24 protein-coding genes and 2 pseudogenes are annotated in these 20919 nt (G+C 23.3%); 9 read left to right on the top strand and 17 right to left on the bottom strand.

Annotated elements, in window-relative coordinates; translation table 4 throughout:
* Window positions 1-107: 107 nt before the first annotated feature.
* Entirely contained in the window at window positions 108-1346 is a 1239-nt protein-coding gene (locus AAHH39_RS04920) for an IS256 family transposase (RefSeq protein ID WP_342219293.1), read from the bottom strand.
* A 95-nt stretch (window positions 1347-1441) separates the two neighbouring features.
* Here AAHH39_RS04920 and AAHH39_RS13305 point away from each other — a divergent pair.
* Window positions 1442-2145: pseudogene (locus AAHH39_RS13305) on the top strand (IS30 family transposase); the annotation flags it as partial.
* A gap of 419 nt (window positions 2146-2564) precedes the next feature.
* Here AAHH39_RS13305 and AAHH39_RS04910 read toward each other — a convergent pair.
* The 12 genes from AAHH39_RS04910 to AAHH39_RS04855 form a co-directional block, all read right to left on the bottom strand.
* A complete protein-coding gene (locus AAHH39_RS04910; protein ID WP_342219061.1) occupies window positions 2565-2780 on the bottom strand; it encodes a hypothetical protein in 216 nt (71 codons plus the stop codon).
* Window positions 2781-2795: 15 nt separating this feature from the next.
* Window positions 2796-3035: a hypothetical protein gene (locus AAHH39_RS04905; protein ID WP_342219060.1), complete on the bottom strand. Its 240-nt coding sequence runs from the start codon at window positions 3033-3035 to the stop codon at window positions 2796-2798.
* Window positions 3013-3972 (bottom strand): transposase-like zinc-binding domain-containing protein, encoded by a 960-nt coding sequence (locus tag AAHH39_RS04900; protein WP_342219059.1) that lies wholly within the window; start codon window positions 3970-3972, stop codon window positions 3013-3015. The genes AAHH39_RS04905 and AAHH39_RS04900 overlap by 23 nt, the downstream gene beginning before the upstream one ends.
* A 363-nt stretch (window positions 3973-4335) precedes the next feature.
* A complete protein-coding gene (locus tag AAHH39_RS04895; protein ID WP_338976204.1) occupies window positions 4336-5211 on the bottom strand; it encodes a Cof-type HAD-IIB family hydrolase in 876 nt (291 codons plus the stop codon).
* Window positions 5212-5223: 12 nt separating this feature from the next.
* Window positions 5224-6249 carry a tryptophan--tRNA ligase gene (trpS, locus tag AAHH39_RS04890; RefSeq protein WP_338973834.1) on the bottom strand — a complete coding sequence of 342 codons (1026 nt, stop codon included), beginning with the start codon at window positions 6247-6249 and terminating at the stop codon, window positions 5224-5226.
* A 371-nt stretch (window positions 6250-6620) separates the two neighbouring features.
* Entirely contained in the window at window positions 6621-7082 is a 462-nt protein-coding gene (locus AAHH39_RS04885; protein ID WP_342219058.1) for a hypothetical protein, read from the bottom strand.
* A gap of 15 nt (window positions 7083-7097) precedes the next feature.
* The gene (locus AAHH39_RS04880) at window positions 7098-7517 is read right to left on the bottom strand and encodes a hypothetical protein (RefSeq protein WP_342219057.1); all 420 of its coding nucleotides are present in this window, start codon (window positions 7515-7517) and stop codon (window positions 7098-7100) included.
* Between the two features lie 114 nt (window positions 7518-7631).
* Complete coding sequence (locus AAHH39_RS04875) at window positions 7632-8036, bottom strand: UPF0236 family transposase-like protein (RefSeq protein WP_342219317.1); 405 nt, start codon at window positions 8034-8036, stop codon at window positions 7632-7634.
* Window positions 8037-8194: 158 nt separating this feature from the next.
* On the bottom strand, window positions 8195-8317 hold the full coding sequence (locus AAHH39_RS04870; protein WP_342219056.1) for a hypothetical protein: 123 nt from the start codon (window positions 8315-8317) through the stop codon (window positions 8195-8197).
* 15 nt (window positions 8318-8332) lie between these two features.
* Window positions 8333-8587 carry a hypothetical protein gene (locus tag AAHH39_RS04865; RefSeq protein WP_342219055.1) on the bottom strand — a complete coding sequence of 85 codons (255 nt, stop codon included), beginning with the start codon at window positions 8585-8587 and terminating at the stop codon, window positions 8333-8335.
* 41 nt (window positions 8588-8628) lie between these two features.
* Window positions 8629-8949, bottom strand: a complete 321-nt coding sequence (locus AAHH39_RS04860) for a hypothetical protein (protein ID WP_342219054.1) — start codon at window positions 8947-8949, stop codon at window positions 8629-8631.
* A gap of 15 nt (window positions 8950-8964) precedes the next feature.
* Entirely contained in the window at window positions 8965-9378 is a 414-nt protein-coding gene (locus AAHH39_RS04855) for a transposase-like zinc-binding domain-containing protein (protein ID WP_342219053.1), read from the bottom strand.
* Between the two features lie 318 nt (window positions 9379-9696).
* On the opposite strand from AAHH39_RS04855, the gene AAHH39_RS04850 reads away from it, so the two are divergent.
* Entirely contained in the window at window positions 9697-9876 is a 180-nt protein-coding gene (locus AAHH39_RS04850) for a hypothetical protein (protein WP_342219052.1), read from the top strand.
* Here AAHH39_RS04850 and AAHH39_RS04845 read toward each other — a convergent pair.
* Window positions 9868-10811, bottom strand: a pseudogene (locus AAHH39_RS04845) (IS30 family transposase). The gene AAHH39_RS04850 and the pseudogene AAHH39_RS04845 overlap by 9 nt on opposite strands.
* 99 nt (window positions 10812-10910) lie before the next feature.
* Between AAHH39_RS04845 and AAHH39_RS04840 the strand changes: the two are divergent.
* Both AAHH39_RS04840 and AAHH39_RS04835 read left to right on the top strand, forming a co-directional pair.
* Window positions 10911-11780: a hypothetical protein gene (locus AAHH39_RS04840; protein ID WP_342219051.1), complete on the top strand. Its 870-nt coding sequence runs from the start codon at window positions 10911-10913 to the stop codon at window positions 11778-11780.
* A gap of 15 nt (window positions 11781-11795) precedes the next feature.
* Window positions 11796-12221 carry a hypothetical protein gene (locus AAHH39_RS04835; RefSeq protein WP_342219050.1) on the top strand — a complete coding sequence of 142 codons (426 nt, stop codon included), beginning with the start codon at window positions 11796-11798 and terminating at the stop codon, window positions 12219-12221.
* Window positions 12222-12314: 93 nt separating this feature from the next.
* Here AAHH39_RS04835 and AAHH39_RS04830 read toward each other — a convergent pair whose 3' ends face one another.
* A complete protein-coding gene (locus AAHH39_RS04830) occupies window positions 12315-12734 on the bottom strand; it encodes a hypothetical protein (protein WP_342219049.1) in 420 nt (139 codons plus the stop codon).
* Window positions 12735-13133: 399 nt separating this feature from the next.
* Here AAHH39_RS04830 and AAHH39_RS04825 point away from each other — a divergent pair, with 399 nt between their 5' ends.
* From AAHH39_RS04825 to AAHH39_RS04815, 3 genes are read left to right on the top strand one after another with little or no spacing between them, the layout of a single operon-like run.
* On the top strand, window positions 13134-13529 hold the full coding sequence (locus AAHH39_RS04825) for a Spx/MgsR family RNA polymerase-binding regulatory protein (RefSeq protein WP_174481244.1): 396 nt from the start codon (window positions 13134-13136) through the stop codon (window positions 13527-13529).
* 23 nt (window positions 13530-13552) lie between these two features.
* Window positions 13553-14368, top strand: a complete 816-nt coding sequence (locus AAHH39_RS04820; protein WP_342219048.1) for an NAD(+)/NADH kinase — start codon at window positions 13553-13555, stop codon at window positions 14366-14368.
* 38 nt (window positions 14369-14406) lie between these two features.
* Complete coding sequence (locus tag AAHH39_RS04815) at window positions 14407-14805, top strand: hypothetical protein (RefSeq protein ID WP_281749171.1); 399 nt, start codon at window positions 14407-14409, stop codon at window positions 14803-14805.
* A 1-nt stretch (window position 14806) separates the two neighbouring features.
* Here AAHH39_RS04815 and AAHH39_RS04810 read toward each other — a convergent pair whose 3' ends face one another.
* Window positions 14807-15142, bottom strand: coding sequence for a rhodanese-like domain-containing protein (locus AAHH39_RS04810; RefSeq protein WP_281749170.1), 336 nt, complete (start codon window positions 15140-15142; stop codon window positions 14807-14809).
* Window positions 15143-15248: 106 nt separating this feature from the next.
* Here AAHH39_RS04810 and AAHH39_RS04805 point away from each other — a divergent pair, with 106 nt between their 5' ends.
* The gene (locus AAHH39_RS04805) at window positions 15249-17363 is read left to right on the top strand and encodes a polyribonucleotide nucleotidyltransferase (RefSeq protein ID WP_342219047.1); all 2115 of its coding nucleotides are present in this window, start codon (window positions 15249-15251) and stop codon (window positions 17361-17363) included.
* A gap of 178 nt (window positions 17364-17541) precedes the next feature.
* On the top strand, window positions 17542-19311 hold the full coding sequence (locus AAHH39_RS04800; RefSeq protein WP_342219046.1) for a ribonuclease J: 1770 nt from the start codon (window positions 17542-17544) through the stop codon (window positions 19309-19311).
* Window positions 19312-19660: 349 nt separating this feature from the next.
* Here AAHH39_RS04800 and AAHH39_RS04795 read toward each other — a convergent pair whose 3' ends face one another.
* The gene (locus tag AAHH39_RS04795) at window positions 19661-20899 is read right to left on the bottom strand and encodes an IS256 family transposase (protein ID WP_342219300.1); all 1239 of its coding nucleotides are present in this window, start codon (window positions 20897-20899) and stop codon (window positions 19661-19663) included.
* Between the last annotated feature and the right edge of the window lie 20 nt (window positions 20900-20919).

Raw genomic sequence — 20919 nt, 5'->3', positions numbered from 1 at the left:
AAAATATTAGTTATTGTTGAAAATTTCTTTTTAAGTTCAAAACAATTATTAACTAATCCATTAGCAGAGGCTTTTTAGAAATCTGTGTATCTTTGTTTTACAAAGTACTAGTTCAGATTAATTCTGTCTTCAAATTTTATCATAAAATGAGCAATTGCTGTATTTCAATTTTGAATAGGCAATGTTCATTTTTTTGTTATATTTTCAATTGCTAAATAAAATATTTTAAAAACTGACATATCATTAGGAAAAGCTTTTTTGTTTCTAATAACTTTTCGTAATTGACTATTAACAGATTCAATAGCATTTGTTGTATAAATTACTCTTTTGATTTCTGCAGGATAACTAATAAAAATCATCAAATTTTCTCAATTTTTATATCAAGATTTAGCAATTTGGGGATATTGTTTATTTCATTTACTTTCAAATGATTCTAAAGCTTGCATTGCTTGTTCTTCACTACATGCACTATAAATTGGTTTTAAATCTGTAACTAGAGTTTTTCGATGTTTGTATGAAACATATTTTAAACTATTTCGAATTTGATGAACAATGCATAATTGATGTTCTGTTTTAGGATAAACTGCTTGTATTGCTTCTGACATGCCTGTTAAATTATCACTACAAGCAATCAAAATATCATTTAAGCCTCGATTTTTCATTTCTGTGAAATTAGCTAATCAAAATTTAGCACCTTCATTTTCACTAATTCATAAGCCTAAAACATCTTTTTTACCTTCTAAATCAACTCCTAATGCTATATAAACTGATTTATTAATAATCCGTTTATCTTGTCGAACTTTAACTACTATACAATCAAAATAAACAATCGGATAAACGCTTTCTAATGGTCGATTTTGTCATGCTTTGACATCATCAATAACATCATCAGTAATTTGACTAATAACACTTTCACTAATATCAGCACCATGATATAACTCTTGTAACTGCATTCTAATGTCAGATAGAGTCATACCTTTTGCATATAGTGAAAGCACTTGTTGATCAAAACCATCAAATCTTCGCTGTCTTTTTGCAACTATTACAGGAGTAAAATCACTATTGCGATCTCTTGGTACATCAATCTCAATTTTACCTTGTTGAGTTATTAATTTTTTTGAACTTGTACCATTACGAGCATTTTCAGTATTACTATGTTGATTTTTTTCATATCCTAAATAATTTTGCATTTCAGAATTCAACATTTTTTCAACTAAACGTTTTGTTAATTCTTTATATAAACCCCCTTCTTTAAAAACTGTTGTTAAATCTTCAGTATTTTCTAATAATAAATCTACTGCTTTTGATATTGGATCATTATTATTAATATTTTGTTTTTTAGCCATCTGTAACTCACTCTTTCTAGTCATTTAATTATATTTACTAGAATTAATTAAACATAGTTATTTTTGTAAGTTACACAGATTACTAAACATTGCCAATAATTTTAACTTTAATAGAAATTAATACTATTAATCATTTGTTAATTACTAAAAATTATGCTCTTGATATAATTGCTAATTTTTTAAAGGAAAATAAAATAAAAAGTATTTCAACAAAAACTTTATATAACATGTTTAAAACAAATCGAATGGGTTTTGATGAAAATAACTTATTGAGAAAAGGAAAAAATAAACCTCACAAACAAAAAAAACTAGGGGCAGAATTAATAATTGTAAGTCTATTCATGAAAGAAATTTAATCATTCCTAATATTAAAAATATAGAAGAATTTGGTCATTTAGAAGGTGATACTATCATTGGTAAAGATCATAAAAGTTCTATTATTACTTTAGCTGATATATGATCAAAAACCACAATTCCTTTAGCAACTAAAAATAATAAATCAGAAAATATTACAAAAAGTATAATAAAATTTATTTCAAAGTTACAAAAAGGAACAGTTAAAACTATTACTTTTGATCGTGGTAAAGAATTTAGTAAATGAAAATTAATCGAAAAAAATTGTAATGTTAAGATTTATTTTGCAGATCCTGGTAAACCTTGTCAAAGAGGTTTAAATGAAAATAATAATGGTATTTTAAGAAGATATTTACCAAAATCTACAGATCTATCTTCATATAAACAAAAAGATTTAAATACTATAGCATTTCAAATTAATTCTACACCCAGAAAATCACTTTAATTTTGTAGAAAAGTAATGATACATGATAAAGTGTTATTTTTAGAGAATTTTTACACTAAATAATGTTACTTTTAACAAATTTTTAATTAAAAATAATATTTTAAGTGTAAATTGATGAATAATTTTTGGTCATCCATACTTTTCTACATAATTAAAAGAAAATCACTATCTTATAAAAGACCAATAGATTTAATACAATTATTTTAAAAAACTGTCCCATTTATATTTACAATTCAGGAAATATTAAAAACTTATTAATTAAAAGTTAATAAGAATTTTTGTTGTGTATTTATATTAAATTTTCTTATTGATTTTTTAATATTTGTATTTTAATTGAAATTAATTTAATTTAGTAGTAATATTTACTTACAATTGCATATAATTACAATTATTTCTTGTCTATAATTTAAAAGAAATGTTTAAAAAGTAATTATATCCTCCGTTTTTGTTACTGTCCCAATATTATTTGATGAATGAGATAAACAACCACCAGCACCTGCTCAATTACTTAAAATAAAAAAGCAATTAAATGAATTAAAAATTAAAATTGAAGAACAAAAAAATGATTCGGAATTAAAGTTTTGTGCCAATCACCCAGAAATTTTCTTTAATTTTGTAGAAAAGTAATGATACATGATAAAGTGTTATTTTTAGAGAATTTTTACACTAAATAATGTTACTTTTAACAAATTTTTAATTAAAAATAATATTTTAAGTGTAAATTGATGAATAATTTTTGGTCATCCATACTTTTCTACATAATTAAAAGAAATTTTTTTTAATTTTGTAGAAAAGTAGTGGTAAAATAAAAAAAGTCATCAACTTGACTTAAAATTTGATTTTATTAAATTTTGGGATTTATTTTTTTTACAAACTGAAATATAACACATTGGATTTTTGATAAGGGGTTAATTCGTAGTGTTGATATTTTCATTTCCATAAATTGAGGTAATTTTGAATATTGGTAAATCCAATGCCATGGTAATGAGTAATAAATTCTTTTAAACTTGATTGTATTTTACTGACATTACTTAATTTTTTATAATTTAATTCTTTATTTTCTTTTGATTTAAACTGCTGGATAGTGGATTTAGTTTGTTTAGCTACTGTATCATATAATACTTGCATATCACAAACTATAATTGAATTTTCTTCGATAAGTTTCGATGTTAAGTTTTCTTGTACTCATTTTTTATTTAATTTTTTAGTATTTGTTGTTTGAGCATAGATATTTCGGTTTTCATCAATTACCATTTGAATACAACAATTTAAATCTTTAGCATTTTCTTCAATTCATTGTTTTCTTGGATCATTTGGATCTTTAAAGTTTCCTTTATGAATTTCTTTGATAAAAGTTTCGTCAACTTCAATTCTAGCTTTTAATTTTACAAATTGATTTTGTGTTTTTACTAATTGTGTTGATTTCATAAATTTTTGACGATTAAATCAGGCAGTTTTATTTGTAGTATTAATAAATTGAGAAATAATGTAAGCAGATTGACCTAAAGTAGCTATTTGTATCAATAAATCTCATTGATCATGAGATAAATGACTTCAATAAAAATAATGATTTTTAAAAGCATGAAAAGTAATATTACAACTTTTACATTTATATCTTTGCTTATAATCTTTACTACCATATTTAGTACACAAAAAAGAACTACAATCTGGACATTGAATCCCTTTCTCTTTGAATTTTTGTTCGACTGCTTCAAATTTTTCTTTTTTCTCAATTTGTTTAATTCTAGTTTTATTTTCTCTAAAAATCTCAATAAAATCTTTATCAGACAAATTATTTAAAATTTCTTTTACTGTATTTTTATTCATTTAAAATCACCTCTTTAATATTAAAAATACCATATAAAAATATATTTTTGCTAATTTTACTAATACCACTACTTTTCTACAAAATTAAAGGAAATTTTTGACTTCTTGCCTTTAGAAGTTTTATAGTTTTTTGTATTAATAGTATTAAAATATTTATATTTAGTAGAAGTTTAATATAAATGAATGCCCTATTGTTTTGAAAAATAAAACAATAGGTTTTATATTAAATTTATAAAAAACTTTTTTAAATAAAAACCTATTTACTTTAAAAATAAAGTAAATAGGTTAAAAACTTATATTAATGTTTAAAAACTATATCATATTACAAATATAGAAATAATAGTTAATATATTTTCATTTCCATTAAATATAAATTTCACTTTCTTCATAAAGATTTAATAATTTTGCTAAATGATCACCAACGCCACCCTCATCATTAGTTTTAGTAGTAATATCATTGGCAATACTTTTAATAACAATATTACCATTTTTCATTGCTACACCATAGCCAACTTCCATCAACATTTCTTTGTCATTAATTTCATCACCATAAGCAATAACATCTCTAATATCAACATTATAATATTGAGCCAAAATGCGAGCTGTCATTCCTTTATCAATAAATTTACTTGAAATTTCAAAGATTAGTTTATTATTATCATAGCGATTTCAAGTATTTACCTTAATTGAGTTTGAATATTTTTCCAAGTCACGATATACTTGATCAAGATTAGTATTTTCTTTAAATTCAATTAAAATGGCATTAGCGCTCCCTTTTCAATCACGAATTAATTTACTAATTGTAAAAGTATCATTTTCAATAGTATCTAAATGAAAATAAGTTTCAAAGAAATCATCTTTTTTTCAACATACTGCTTTGTTGTAATATTCAATAACCGCGTTTTCAATTTGTTGAAAAATATAGTCTTCATTTAAAATATGTTTAACAATTGTTTCAGAAATTGGAAAAACTAATCGTTTGAATTTTTTGATTTTTGGATCATGAATATGGCCACCATTAAAATTGCATAGTAATGTATTAAGACCTAATTCACGATAAAATTTAATTGATCCACGATAAGGTCGACCAGTGACAATACAAACAATATGCCCTTGTTTTTGAGCATCAATTAGTGCTTTTTTAGTATTAATATGAATTTCTCGACCACCACTTTTTAATAGAGTACCATCTAAATCAACTAGGATTAAATGTTTTTGTTTTTTATTGTATAAAGACATTGTCTCTTCCTCCTATCTTTCTTTCTCGATAAAATTAATACCCATTGTGTCTTGAACAAAGTTTAATTTTTTAGTAGCAATATTATTAGCAAAATTTGCACCTTCTTCTAAATATTTTGCTAATTGTGATGATTTTTCGTTAATAAATTCTTGGTGTTTTTTTTGCATTGGTTCTAATAAATCATTTATTACTTTAATTACTTCTTCTTTTAAAAAACCATAATTGTGATTGCTGAAGTATTGTTCACAAGTTTTGATATCTTTTTTAGTAATGCTAGCATAAATAGTTAATAAATTACTAACTCCAGGCTTATGTTCTGGATCAAATTTAATAATATTTTCTGAATCAGTAACTGCTTTTTTAATTTTATTGGTAACTTCTTGTTTGCTATCGCTTAAAAAAATAGTATTTTTTAGATTAGTATCAGATTTTGACATTTTTTTTTCAGGTTCTTGTAAACTCATAATTTTCTGTGCTTGTTTATCAATAATTATTTTAGGAATTTTGAATAAATCAGTTTTATAATTGTTATTCATTCTTGTTGCTAAAGTTTTTGTCAATTCTAAATGTTGAGTTTGATCAACACCAACTGGCACAAAATCAGCGTCATATAGTAAAATATCAGCAGCCATTAATGCTGGATATGTAAGAATACCTGTTGGAATACTAATCGTTTTATTTTGTTGATTTGTCATTTTTTGACTTTTATCTTTAAATTGTGTCATTCGTTCTAATTCACCGACATAACTATTACATAATAATATATATCCTAATTGACTATGGGCTAAAACATCAGATTGAATAAAAATATGAGATTTATTTGGTATAATACCAGCAGCAAAATATCAAGCGGCAATATCTTTAATATTATCTCTTAATTCTTGTGCTTTTATTGGTAGTGTTAATCCATGTAAATTTGCAACAAATATTAAGAGTTCATGTTCTTCTTGCAATTTTAAAAAATTATTAATTGCTCCCAAGTAGTTACCAAGAGTTAATTTTCCAGTGCTAGTTATTCCAGATATAATACGAGCCATATATTTTGCTTCCTCCAAATTAATTTTTTAATATAATTAATTATCAATGATAAAGTTAAATAATTCAATTAATTATATTAAAATTTGTTTGATTTTGATATAATAAAAGCATAAATTAAAAATAGTTTTTGACCCATAGCTTTTATTTTTTAAGAGTAATGGGTTTTTTACTTTATAAAGGAGTTTTTTTATGTTATTTGGAGAAGAAAAATATAAGGATAATTTACAAAAAGGGAGATTGTCAAAAATCCGGAATAAATTAAATCTATATAGTCTTATTATTTTTTAGACAAGAAATAATTAGGATTTTTATGTAATTGTAAATTTATATTACTACTATTTTAAAAATATTACAATTAAAATACTCAATTTTATAAATTATAAAAACATTTTAATAATTTAATTAACATAAATATATAACAAAAATTCTTATTAACTTTTAATTTAATAAGTTTTTTAATTTTACAATTCAGGTAAATAAAAATACTATATGTTCTATTAACAATCATTTCTTTTAAAACATGTCAAATATTTGTTTCAGTAAAACAACCTATATTTCAACTAGCATTTTGATTAACAATACCTTTTTTATTATTTTTAAAATACTGTTTTTTTAATTTTTTATGATTATCTAATTCTTTATATAAATAATCAATTAATTCATCATATTGACCATTATTAATTAAATTTTTACAATTATTATATTCTTTTACATACTTTCCTTTATTTCCAACCATTATTCCAAGATATAATGTTCTAATTAAATGAAATTTATCTAAAATAAACTCAGCACCTAAATAATCCTTTAATTTTGTAGAAAAGTAATTATACATGATAAAGTTTTATTTTTAGAGAATTTTTACACTAAATAATGTTACTTTTAACAAATTTTTAATTAAAAATAATATTTTAAGTGTAAATTGATGAATAATTTTTGGTCATCGATACTTTTCTACATAATTAAAAAAATAATCTGCTACATCTTTAATTCACCCTGCACTATCTCCACAAATAATTATTTTTGCTTGTTCAATATTTTCATAAAATTTTTGACAATGTTCTTTAATAAATTCAGCAGTCTTTTTAATGCCAATTACTGTTCTTGTTGGTCTTATAATTGCTTTTACTCTTTTATTTTGTACTTTGTGATTAATATTATCTGTATATGTTGTTATTAATCTCATAGAGTGTTTTATACCTTTACGTTTAAAATCTCAAAACTTTCTTTTAATTATGTAGAAAAGTATCGATGACCAAAAATTATTCATCAATTTACACTTAAAATATTATTTTTAATTAAAAATTTGTTAAAAGTAACATTATTTAGTGTAAAAATTCTCTAAAAATAACACTTTATCATGTATAATTACTTTTCTACAAAATTAAAGAAACTTTCTATGTCCATCATCAATTGCTACAAAAATAGATTGATTTTTTTCTAATTTTACTTTTACTGGATTTGCTTCAATTACTTCTAAATTCTTAAAAACTCTATGAACAGTACTAACACTAATACCTGCTTTTTTACAAATAGCACAAATATCATGATATCTTTTTCCATCAGCAAAATATTCAATAATAGTTTGTTCAACATCTTCACCAATTCTTTTATATTTAGGTAATTCTAGCATTTCATCAACTAAACAAACACGAACTAATTTTTGTAATTTTTCATCAAAATATTCATAAATTCTTCTTTTATAAGTTACTAATCCATACATTGTTTTTCTTGTTCGATATTGATAATCGACAATTTTATATTTCTTTTTATCTCTTGTATTTTTTATTCTTCAATCTCATTTTTCTCATTTCTTTTAATTTTGTAGAAAAGTAGTGGTAAAATAAAAAAAAGTCATCAACTTGACTTAAAATTTGATTTTATTAAATTTTGGGATTTATTTTTTTTACAAACTGAAATATAACACATTGGATTTTTGATAAGGGGTTAATCCGTGTAGTGTTGATATTTTCATTTCCATAAATTGAGGTAATTTTGAATATTGGTAAATCCAATGCCATGGTAATGAGTAATAAATTCCTTTAATTTTGTAGAAAAGTAATGATACATGATAAAGTGTTATTTTTAGAGAATTTTTACACTAAATAATGTTACTTTTAACAAATTTTTAATTAAAAATAATATTTTAAGTGTAAATTGATGAATAATTTTTGGTCATCCATACTTTTCTACATAATTAAAAATAAATTCTTTTAAACTTGATTGTATTTTACTGACATTACTTAATTTTTTATAATTTAATTCTTTATTTTCTTTTGATTTAAACTGCTGGATAGTGGATTTAGTTTGTTTAGCTACTGTATCATATAATACTTGCATATCACAAACTATAATTGAATTTTCTTCGATAAGTTTCGATGTTAAGTTTTCTTGTACTCATTTTTATTTAATCTTTTAGTATTTGTTGTTTGAGCATAGATATTTCGGTTTTCATCAATTGCCATTTGAATACAACAATTTAAATCTTTAGCATTTTCTTCAATTCATTGTTTTCTTGGATCATTTGGATCTTTAAAGTTTCCTTTATGAATTTCTTTGATAAAAGTTTCGTCAACTTCAATTCTAGCTTTTAATTTTACAAATTGATTTTGTGTTTTTACTAATTGTGTTGATTTCATAAATTTTTGACGATTAAATCAGGCAGTTTTATTCTTTAATTTTGTAGAAAAGTAATGATACATGATAAAGTGTTATTTTTAGAGAATTTTTACAATAAATAATGTTACTTTTAACAAATTTTTAATTAAAAATAATATTTTAAGTGTAAATTGATGAATAATTTTTGGTCATCCATACTTTTCTACATAATTAAAAGTTTTATTTGTAGTATTAATAAATTGAGAAATAATGTAAGCAGATTGACCTAAAGTAGCTATTTGTATCAATAAATCTCATTGATCATGAGATAAATGACTTCAATAAAAATAATGATTTTTAAAAGCATGAAAAGTAATATTACAACTTTTACATTTATATCTTTGCTTATAATCTTTACTACCATATTTAGTACACAAAAAAGAACTACAATCTGGACATTGAATCCCTTTCTCTTTGAATTTTTGTTCGACTGCTTCAAATTTTTCTTTTTTCTCAATTTGTGGGCGTATCAACTTAATGGTTAGATTTAATAAAAACTTAAATGAGAGATAAAACTCTCATTTTTAATTGTTAAACAATTATAATTAATTATTTTATTAAACCAGCACTTTATTAAAGTAATTAATTATTACATAACTAAATAAAAAATTATTTAGGCTATTGTGCTGGAATTAACCAATAGTAATTTTTAGTGTGCTCTTTTTAAGAAAAGAGAAAGAAAAAGTTTTTTCTCCCCCACACCCCCTCTTTTTCAAAAAGAAAGAGAAAAGAATTTTCTCTTTTAAGACTTCTTTTAAATAAGACTTAAATTAAAGAAAGGAATATATTTTATGTTTAAAGAAAATATTAAAAAAGATTTATCAAAAGAAGAAATTACTAATTTACTTTTAGATTTTGATAAAGATAATATTTTTCAACAAAATTTAGAAGAAAAAGAAATACAAGAATTATTAGAAAAAACAAAAACAAACCTGAATTGTAAATATAAATGGGACAGTTTTTTAAAATAATTGTATTAAATCTATTGGTCTTTTATAAGATAGTGATTTTCTGGGTGTAGAATTAATTTGAAATGCTATAGTATTTAAATCTTTTTGTTTATATGAAGATAGATCTGTAGATTTTGGTAAATATCTTCTTAAAATACCATTATTATTTTCATTTAAACCTCTTTGACAAGGTTTACCAGGATCTGCAAAATAAATCTTAACATTACAATTTTTTTCGATTAATTTTCATTTACTAAATTCTTTACCACGATCAAAAGTAATAGTTTTAACTGTTCCTTTTTGTAACTTTGAAATAAATTTTATTATACTTTTTGTAATATTTTCTGATTTATTATTTTAGTTGCTAAAGGAATTGTGGTTTTTGATCATATATCAGCTAAAGTAATAATAGAACTTTTATGATCTTTACCAATGATAGTATCACCCTCTAAATGACCAAATTCTTCTATATTTTTAATATTAGGAATGATTAAATTTCTTTCATGAATAGACTTACAATTATTAATTCTGTCCCTAGTTTCTTTTTGTTTGTGAGGTTTATTTTTTCCTTTTCTCAATAAGTTATTTTCATCAAAACCCATTTGATTTGTTTTAAACATGTTATATAAAGTTTTTGTTGAAATACTTTTTATTTTATTTTCCTTTAAAAAATTAGCAATTATATCAAGAGCATAATTTTTAGTAATTAACAAATGATTAATAGTATTAATTTCTATTAAAGTTAAAATTATTAATTTTCTACCTGCATTTTGTTTATTTTTTTGAATTTTATTCAATATTTCTAATGGCAATAAGTTTTGATTTAATAATCTACAAACTCTATGTACAGTTGATTTACTATAATCAATGGCTTTTGCTATTTTACGAATCGAAAATCCATAACTTTTATATTCTTTTATTGCTATTATTGATTCAATAGTCAGATACTTATACATTGTGCTAATTCCTTTCTTTTCTTAATTATAGAATTAACACAATTTAATTTTTATATAAGTGTCCTTTTTAATTTTACAATTCAGGCATTAAAAGAAAATATGACAAAATTACAAGAAGAAAAAACTAAAATATTAAATTTAAAAAAAGAAATTTTAAAAAAAGAAGAATTGAAAGTGGAATTACAAAGTTTAAAAAATTTAATTGCATTAATAAAACAAAAATCAGAAATTGAATTAGAAATTGAAAGATTAGAAAAAAACAAGGAACAATTAACAACAGACATTGATGCAAATAACGGTCAAATACAATCTATTTTGAATGATAATGAAAGTTCTAAAGAACAATTAATCACAAAAATAGATGAAATAAATTTAAATATTAAAACATTAAATGACAATATAGATGCAAAAACTAATTCAATTTCTTGTTTAGAAAAAGAAATTAAAAGTAATGAGGAAAATATTAGTTTAAAACTAAAAGATTCAGAAAATATTTTTCAAAATATTATAGTTTTACAAGATTGAAGAGATAGTATTTGACGTCGTGTTATTGCAATATTAACTTTTGGCATTTTTTGTAGTTACAAAAGTGTTCAAAATAAAATAAATAAAGTGTCTGATAATCGAAGTAGTATAAATAAAGAAATTGCTGAGTTACGAATGGCAAATACAAACAAAATAAAACAAAAAAAAGATTTGTCTGATGAAATATTAAAACATAAAAAAGAGACAAATATATTAAAGGAAAATTGATTTTCATTAAAATCACAATTAAACAAAAAGAATAATACTAAAGAAATAGAAGATTTAAAAGTAACTAATAGTCAAAAACGATTTTTATTAGAAAATACTTTTAATTATGTAGAAAAGTATGGATGACCAAAAATTATTCATCAATTTACACTTAAAATATTATTTTTAATTAAAAATTTGTTAAAAGTAACATTATTTAGTGTAAAAATTCTTTAAAAATAACACTTTATCATGTATCATTACTTTTCTACAAAATTAAAGGAAAATACAATACTAAAAATTAAACAACAAAGAGAAAAATTAAAAAATATTTCAATTGAAAATACGCAACCATTAACTGATTTAGAAATACTTCAAAAAGAAAAAAGTGATAAATTAAATTCATTAAATGCCATTAGTTTAGATAAACTTGATAAAGATATAGAAACAGTAATAGTAAGAGAAAGTGAATTAAAAATAAAAATTAATGAAAATAAATCATCTATTTCAGATTCTAGTTTAGATAATTTTAAGATAGAAGTAGAAATTGAAACAAAAAAACAACTTTCAGAAATAGAACCATTTACTAAAGTAAAGCCACTCTTAGAAAAGAGTAATTCTAACGATTCTGGTATTGATATAACAACAGAATCAATTAAAATGATAAGATCAGTTTAATTTATTAAGGTATTTAAATTAAATTTTATTCATAAAATAAAAAGACTTAGTATTTTTACTAAGTTTTTTTATTTGTCTTTAAAAGATAAATATTTATAAAGTATTAATTGTTACTTTATTATTTATATTATTGACTGGGTTTTGTAATTCAAAGTTATTGATGTTCGTTACATCATTATTTGCTAATAAAGGAGTTCTTTTTTTAGATTTTGAAAATGATACTAGCATATTTTCTATTAATCCTTTAGTGGCATTTGTTATTTTTTTATTACCAAGTTGTGTTATGTTTAAACTATGAATTAAAGATACAGAACCCATTATGCATACTACTAAATTATTTGGATTTAAAATAGTATTTAATTTATCCTTTATTGATTTTCCATTTCTTGTATTATCATAAAAAAATAAAATAGTTGATAAACTAAGACTAGTTAATAATATTCCGGTGGAACTAATTATAGTTCCAGTTATGAATTCTTTAAAATATTTACTGTTATTATTTTGAATAGGCATGTTTAGTTAACTCCTTGTTTTTTTATGCATAAAAATTATTTATTTTTAATTATTTACTTTAAAATAAAGAAAATTTAATTTTATAATTTCATTATATTATAATTCAAATTATTAATAAAATTTGACAGTAAAATATATGTTAAATTTTTTTATAAAATTTAAGGAATAAAAGTATCTATTTTTCAAAAAATAATATGATATAATATGTGGGTGAAGGATATAGCGGAAAAGGTCTTTCATGTACTTATTTTCTAAGTTTGGTCAAAGATAGTGTGGAAATATATATTATTATAGTAATGTAGAGTTTATTAACTTTTATCTTTTAAAGATAAAAAAATATTAATTTTAAAAAAGAGTATTTAAATCAAATGTAGTCTAAAAGCAAAGAGGGGTATTGTCATGATTAAAATATATGTTTCGCCAAGTTGTTTGTCTTCAAAAAAAGTTATTCAATTTTTTGATAAACATAAAATTCCATATATTAAACGTAATATTATCCATAATCCATTGACCGATACTGAAATTAAATTATTATTAAGATTTGTACCAAATGGTGTTGGTGATATTATTTCAACAAGAGCAAAGTTTATTAAAACACATGCTATTAATATTGAAAAGTTAACAATGTTACAAGTTTTTGATTTAATTAAAACTTCACCAACTGTTTTAAAACGTCCAATTATTGTTCAAGAAAATAAACAACGTATTCAAATTGGTTATAATGAAGATGAGATTGAATTATTTTTACGTGGTTCTATTGAAAACGAATTTGAAGATTCTTGTGAAATATTTTAATTGAAATATGATTGGAATATATGATGAAAAATTATAAATTTACAATTATTGCTAATAAATATGAGAATTCTCAATCATTAGCTAAGGAATTAAGGGCCAAGTTATTGGCCCTTAAAGCACTTGAAGATACTTCTTTTCCAGATATTGTTTTTATTATTGGTGGTGATGGAACATTTTTAAAAGCTGTTCATGATTATAATAATATACTCAATACTGTTAAGTTTGTTAGTTTTAAATGTGGTAATCTTGGTTTTTATGAAAATTTTTTAAACACAGAAGTTGACAAAGTATTAATGTGAATTGATAAAAATGATAATAATTTAATAGTAAATAAATTTTCATTATTAGAAGTAAATATTAATAATAAGATTTTATATGCTATTAATGAAGTTAAATTTGTTAATTTAACAACAACTCTTTCATGTCAAGTGTTAATTAATAATCAATTATTTGAAAACTTTCGTGGTTCTGGTTTAGTTATTGCAACAAGAACTGGTTCGACGGGTTTAATGAAATCACTTGGTGGTGCTGTTTTAATTTCAAATCATAACTTAATGCAATTTCATGAAATTGCTCCAGTAGCTAATAATAGTTATCGCAGTTTAAATTCACCACTAATTTTGGATGAAAATCATGAAATTACTTTGAAAAATATTCAAAAAGATAGTAAATTGAGCGATTTTGGAAAATTAATTGTTGATACTTTTAATTTTAATGATAAACTAAATGATAAGGTAACAATTAAATTATCAAAATTAACGTTACAAGTTTTAGAATATCGACTTAATCATTATTCTTTACTTGCTAAAGTAAAAAAAGCTTTTATTCAAGAAGATTAAGAAAATATTTAAAAATATATTAATTAAGGAAGGTAATCATGCCAATTTGACAAATAGTATTATTAGTTATTGCATTGTTATTTGCTGTGGCTAGTATTGGGATTTGAATATGAAATGTTAGTACAGCTAAAAAATTACGCAATCAACAAGAAAGTAGTTTAAAACCCATTAATAAACCACAAAAATTTCCATTTAAATTACAAAATTTTATTGTTGATTTAGGAGGAATTGATAATATTAAAGGGACAACAGCAACAGCAAATAAAATTAAGGTAGAGATTATTGATCATTCAAAAATTAATTTTAATAATCTTAAAAAAATTAAAAATCGTGGTATTTTAGACCAAGACGATAGTGTTAGTTTAGTCTTAGGAACTTATTGTAATAATTTAAGTATTGCTATTAATGATCTTATTAAATTAAATAATGAGAAATAAGTTATTTTTTGTAATATCCATAAATACCATTAATTAAAACATAAGTGTTAGTATAGCCCAATTCTCTGAGTGTTAGTGCAGCAGCAGTTGAACGATTTCCTGCATTACAAATAGTTATAATCACTTGATTTTTGCTTTCAATATATTTACTAGGATTTTTAATCAAATCATAGTAAGGAATATTAACAATATTAAGTTCACCATTATCATTTGTTATTTTTTTTAAAATTTGATATTCAGCAACATCACGAACATCAATAATTAAAGCTTTATTTTTAATTTTATCAAAGTCTTTATTTGAAATTGAAATTTCATTTTGTATTTTATGTTTAAACATAAGTTATGACCTCCTAAAATAAAATTGTTCTATAACTTATTTTAACATTTTATTATGCTATAATGCTCATAGTTGCGACAAAAAATGGAAGCTAAGGAGTAAAATAATGTTAAAAGAAAAATTCCTTTTTAAAGAAGGAAAATATGAATTAATTGTTGAATTAGGTACAATGGCTAATTTAGCAGAAAAATCAGTAAAAATTACTTATGGAAATACAGTTGTATTAACAACTGTATCTTATAATGAAGTTATTAATAATCAAGATTTTTTTCCATTACAAATAGTTTTTCAAGAAAAGTTATATTCAGTTGGTAAGATTCCAGGTGGCTTTTTAAAGCGTGAAGGTCGACTTAGTGAATATGCAACACTATGTGCTAGATTAATTGATCGTTCAATCCGTCCATTATTTCCAAAAGGTTTTGTTAATGAAGTGCAAGTTGTAAATAATGTTTTTGCGTTAGATGATGCTTGTGATGTTAGAGTAAATGCAGCTTTTGGTACTTCACTTGCTTTAGGATTAAGTAGTTTGCCATTTCAGGGTCCTAGTGCTACTGTTGTTGTTGGTAAAATAAATGATGAACTTGTCCTTAATCCAACACAAGAGCAATTATTAAATTCAAAAATGGAATTAATTGTTGGTGGAACAAAAGATGCCATCAATATGGTTGAAGCAGGATGTCATGATATTTTAGAAAAAGATATGATTAAAGCATTAAAATTTGCACATGAACATATTATTAAATTAATAATTTTTCAAGAAAGTATCATTGAAAAATTAAAACCAAATAAATTTGAGCCACAGTTAGCACTAATTCCTGTTAATATTGAACAATTTGTAGAAACAAATTGTCAATCACAAATTAGTAAAATTAGTACTACTGTTGATAAAAAAAGTCGAAGTAACTTGATTAAAAATTTAGTTGAAGAAACATTTCAAAGTTTTAAAAATAAATTTAATCAAGAAGTTTTAAATGTTGGTGAAGAAACAACTATTCATAATTTACGCAAAAGTATTGATCAATTATTACAAAAAGCAATGCGTACTATGATTTTAAAAAATAATGTACGAGTTGATGGACGAAAAGCTGATGATATTAGAAAATTAACAAGTATGATTGATGTTTTACCTATTGTTCATGGTAGTGCAATGTTTACTCGTGGTGAAACACAAGTTTTATCAGTTTTAACTTTGGGTGCACTTGCTGAACATCAAATTATTGATGGATTAGGTAAAGAAGAGTATAAACGTTTTATTCATCATTATAATTTTCCTCCATTTTCTGTTGGTGAAACCGGAAGAATGGGTGTTCCTTCACGACGTGAGATTGGTCATGGCGCCCTTGGTGAAAAAGCATTATTACAAATTATTCCTCTTGAAAAAGATTTTCCTTATACAATTAGATTAGTATCAGAAGTATTAGCATCAAATGGTTCAACTTCACAAGCAGCAATTTGTGCTTCATCAATGACATTAATGGCTGGTGGTGTACCGATTAGAGCTGCAATTGCTGGTATTGCCATGGGTTTAATTAAAGAAGAAAAAGATTTTACAATTTTAACTGACATTCAAGGATTAGAAGATCACTTAGGTGATATGGATTTTAAAGTGGCAGGAACAGCTAATGGTATTTGTGCTTTACAAATGGATATTAAAATTACTGGTATTGATTTTAATATTATTACACAAGCTTTGGAAAAAGCCAGAATTGCTAGATTACAAGTATTAGCAAACATGAATGAAGTAATTAAAAAACCTAGAACTACATTGGCACCTAATGCTCCAAAAATTATTCAAAAGTTAATTCCAATTGATAAAATTCGTGATATTATTGGTGTTGGTGGGAAAGTTATTAATAAAATTATTACCGACTGTGATAATGTTAAAATTGATATTGAAGATGATGGACGATTGATGATTTATCATAATGAACAATCAGCCATTGATAAAGCTTGACAAATTATTGAAAGTATTGTTAATCCTGTTCAAATTAAAATCGGTTCTGAATTTGATAGTAAAGTTGTAAAAATTGTTAATTTTGGTGTTTTTGTTAATTTACAAGATAAGATTGATGGTTTAATTCATATTTCAGAATTTTCAAAAAAATTTAATAAACGTATTGATAATTTAAATAATGTCGTTAAAATCAATGATATAATTAAAGTTCGAGTAATTAAAGTTGAAGATAATAGTAAGCTTAGCTTAGAAATTATTGATAAATAATTTGAAACTATTTTTAATGAAAATTAATTACAGTTTTATTATTAAATTAGTGTTAAAATACTAATAACATAATATAGCAGCATCTTGGGAATTTAAGTTAAAGTTTTAATTTTTATGTTCTTCTAAGATATTAAATTTTATAAAATAAAAATAAAGAAAGTTGAAAACTGGTGAAAACATGGCAAAGATAAAAGTATTTGCTCTGGGTGGATTAGATGAACGTGGTAAAAACTTATATGTTGTTGAAGTAAATGATAAGATATTTGTATTTGATGCCGGCATTAGACTCCCAGAAAGAGAAATTTTAGGAATTGATATTATTATTCCAGATTATACATATTTAAAAGAAAATAAACATCGTATTCAAGGTATATTTATTTCAAAACCATCTGATGATGCTTTTGGAGCACTACCTTATATTTTAAAAGATTTTAATAAAATAAAACCCGAGTATAAAGTTCCAATCTTTACTAGTAAACTAACTGATTTTATGATTAAGCAGAAATTAGAACGTTTTCGTTTTATTAATCAAAATGAAATTATAATTAAAACTATTGAGCCTGAACAAAAAGTATCATTTGGTAATGTTGTTGTTAAAACATTTAAAACAACTACTTCAATTCCAGGTAGTTTAGGTTTTGTTCTAACTGTAAATAATGGTGAAAATATTAAATTAAATGAAACAATTGTTTATACGGGTGATTATATTTTTGATGGTGAACATCGTAGTGATTTTACTACTGATATTCAACATTTAGCTAGTGTTTCTAAGAATGATGTTTTATTATTAATTAGTGAAGCAACATGTGCCAATAGAAAAGCTTTTACAGCTCCTAAGCATAAAATTCAAACTATTATTGAGCCAGTATTAAAAGAAGCACTAGGAAGGGTTATTCTTGCATGTTATGATCAAGATTTATATCGTGTTAGTGAAATTCTTAATGCTATTAAAGAAACTGACTCTAAACGTAAAATTGCAGTTTATGGTGCAACTTTATATGATATTTTATTAAAAGTTAATGATTTAAATGCTTTCAATATTGATAAATCACAAATTATTAATTTAGCACAAACAATTGGCACTAAAGATATAGTAATTATTGTTACTGGTAGTGGTGAACGTTTATTTACTAGAATGAATAAAATTGCTATTGGTAATGATGATTATTTAAAACTTGAATCCCAAGATACAATAATTTTAGCAACTCCACCAATTCCAGGAAATGAATTGGCTCATGCAGCCTTATTAGATGACTTAGCACGTACTGATGTTAAAGTTATTAATATATCAGAAAAACAAGCTTGAAGTTTAAATGCTTCTTATGAAGATATTAAGTTAATGGTTAATATTATTGAACCAAAATATTTTTTACCAGTTAAAGGTTTATATAAAGATTTTGTAGCAGCACAAGCAGCAGCCATTGATGCTGGTGTATTACATAATAATGCTTTAATTCATGATAATGGTGAAGTTATTACTTTTGAAAATGGTAAATTAATTGATAATTTTGTTAAACAGTATGTTGCACGTCCTTTTCGTTTTAATGATAAAAATGCTACTAATAAAACAACAGATAACTTAATAAAAACTGGTGATGTATATGTAGATGGTATTGGTGTTGGTGATATTGGTTCAATTGTTATTAGTGAAAGAAAACAATTACAACGTGATGGTATTTTAATTACAGGAGTGACAATAAATCGTAAAACTAAAGAAATTGTTTCTTTAATTGATGCACAAATGCGTGGTGTTGTTTATTTAACTAATAATGAAGAAATGTTGAAAAAATTGCAAAACATTATTATTAATGTTATTGAAAAATATAAAACTAATAATGCTTTTAGTCTTAGTGAAGTTAAGACTAAAATGAAAAATGATTTACAAGATTATATTAAAAAAGAAACTGGTAAGTTACCTATGATTTTAACAGTTGTTAATGAAATTTAAGGTTAATGATAATATCATTAACCTTAACTTATATAATTTTTTCATATTTAAACTAATTTTAAAATTTATATAATGTTTAGTAAATTAGAACCAGTTTAGAAAAATACTAAAAACTATTGAAAATAATTTATAGTGCATTTAGTAAAAAAACATGAAAATTATTGCTGGAAAATTTGAAAGTAATAAAAAAATTTCTTCAACTGGTATATTAGTTTCGGTTGAAGAAATTTTTTATTTTATTAATTAAAAATCTAATAACTTTGTAAACTACATTATATAAATTAATAGAAAAATTTAAAATTTAAAAAAAGGCTTTTTAGAAATCTGTGTATCTTTGTTTTACAAAGTACTAGTTCAGATTAATTCTGTCTTCAAATTTTATCATAAAATGAGCAATTGCTGTATTTCAATTTTGAATAGGCAATGTTCATTTTTTTGTTATATTTTCAATTGCTAAATAAAATATTTTAAAAACTGACATATCATTAGGAAAAGCTTTTTTGTTTCTAATAACTTTTCGTAATTGACTATTAACAGATTCAATAGCATTTGTTGTATAAATTACTCGTTTGATTTCTGCAGGATAACTAATAAAAATCATCAAATTTTCTCAATTTTTATATCAAGATTTAGCAATTTGGGGATATTGTTTATTTCATTTACTTTCAAATGATTCTAAAGCTTGCATTGCTTGTTCTTCACTACATGCACTATAAATTGGTTTTAAATCTGTAACTAGAGTTTTTCGATGTTTGTATGAAACATATTTTAAACTATTTCGAATTTGATGAACAATGCATAATTGATGTTCTGTTTTAGGATAAACTGCTTGTATTGCTTCTGACATGCCTGTTAAATTATCACTACAAGCAATCAAAATATCATTTAAGCCTCGATTTTTCATTTCTGTGAAATTAGCTAATCAAAATTTAGCACCTTCATTTTCACTAATTCATAAGCCTAAAACATCTTTTTTACCTTCTAAATCAACTCCTAATGCTATATAAACTGATTTATTAATAATCCGTTTATCTTGTCGAACTTTAACTACTATACAATCAAAATAAACAATCGGATAAATGCTTTCTAATGGTCGATTTTGTCATGTTTTGACATCATCAATAACATCATCAGTAATTTGACTAATAACACTTTCACTAATATCAGCACCATGATATAACTCTTGTAACTGCATTCTAATGTCAGATAGAGTCATACCTTTTGCATATAGTGAAAGCACTTGTTGATCAAAACCATCAAATCTTCGCTGTCTTTTTGCAACTATTACAGGAGTAAAATCACTATTGCGATCTCTTGGTACATCAATCTCAATTTTACCTTGTTGAGTTATTAATTTTTTTGAACTTGTACCATTACGAGCATTTTCAGTATTACTATGTTGATTTTTTTCATATCCTAAATAATTTTGCATTTCAGAATTCAACATTTTTTCAACTAAACGTTTTGTTAATTCTTTATATAAACCCCCTTCTTTAAAAACTGTTGTTAAATCTTCAGTATTTTCTAATAATAAATCTACTGCTTTTGATATTGGATCATTATTATTAATATTTTGTTTTTTAGCCATCTGTAACTCACTCTTTCTAG

The organism is Spiroplasma endosymbiont of Amphimallon solstitiale (assembly GCF_964030965.1).
Lineage (GTDB): Bacteria > Bacillota_I > Bacilli_A > Mycoplasmatales > VBWQ01 > Spiroplasma_E.
This window is presented reverse-complemented; position numbering and strand designations above follow the sequence as displayed.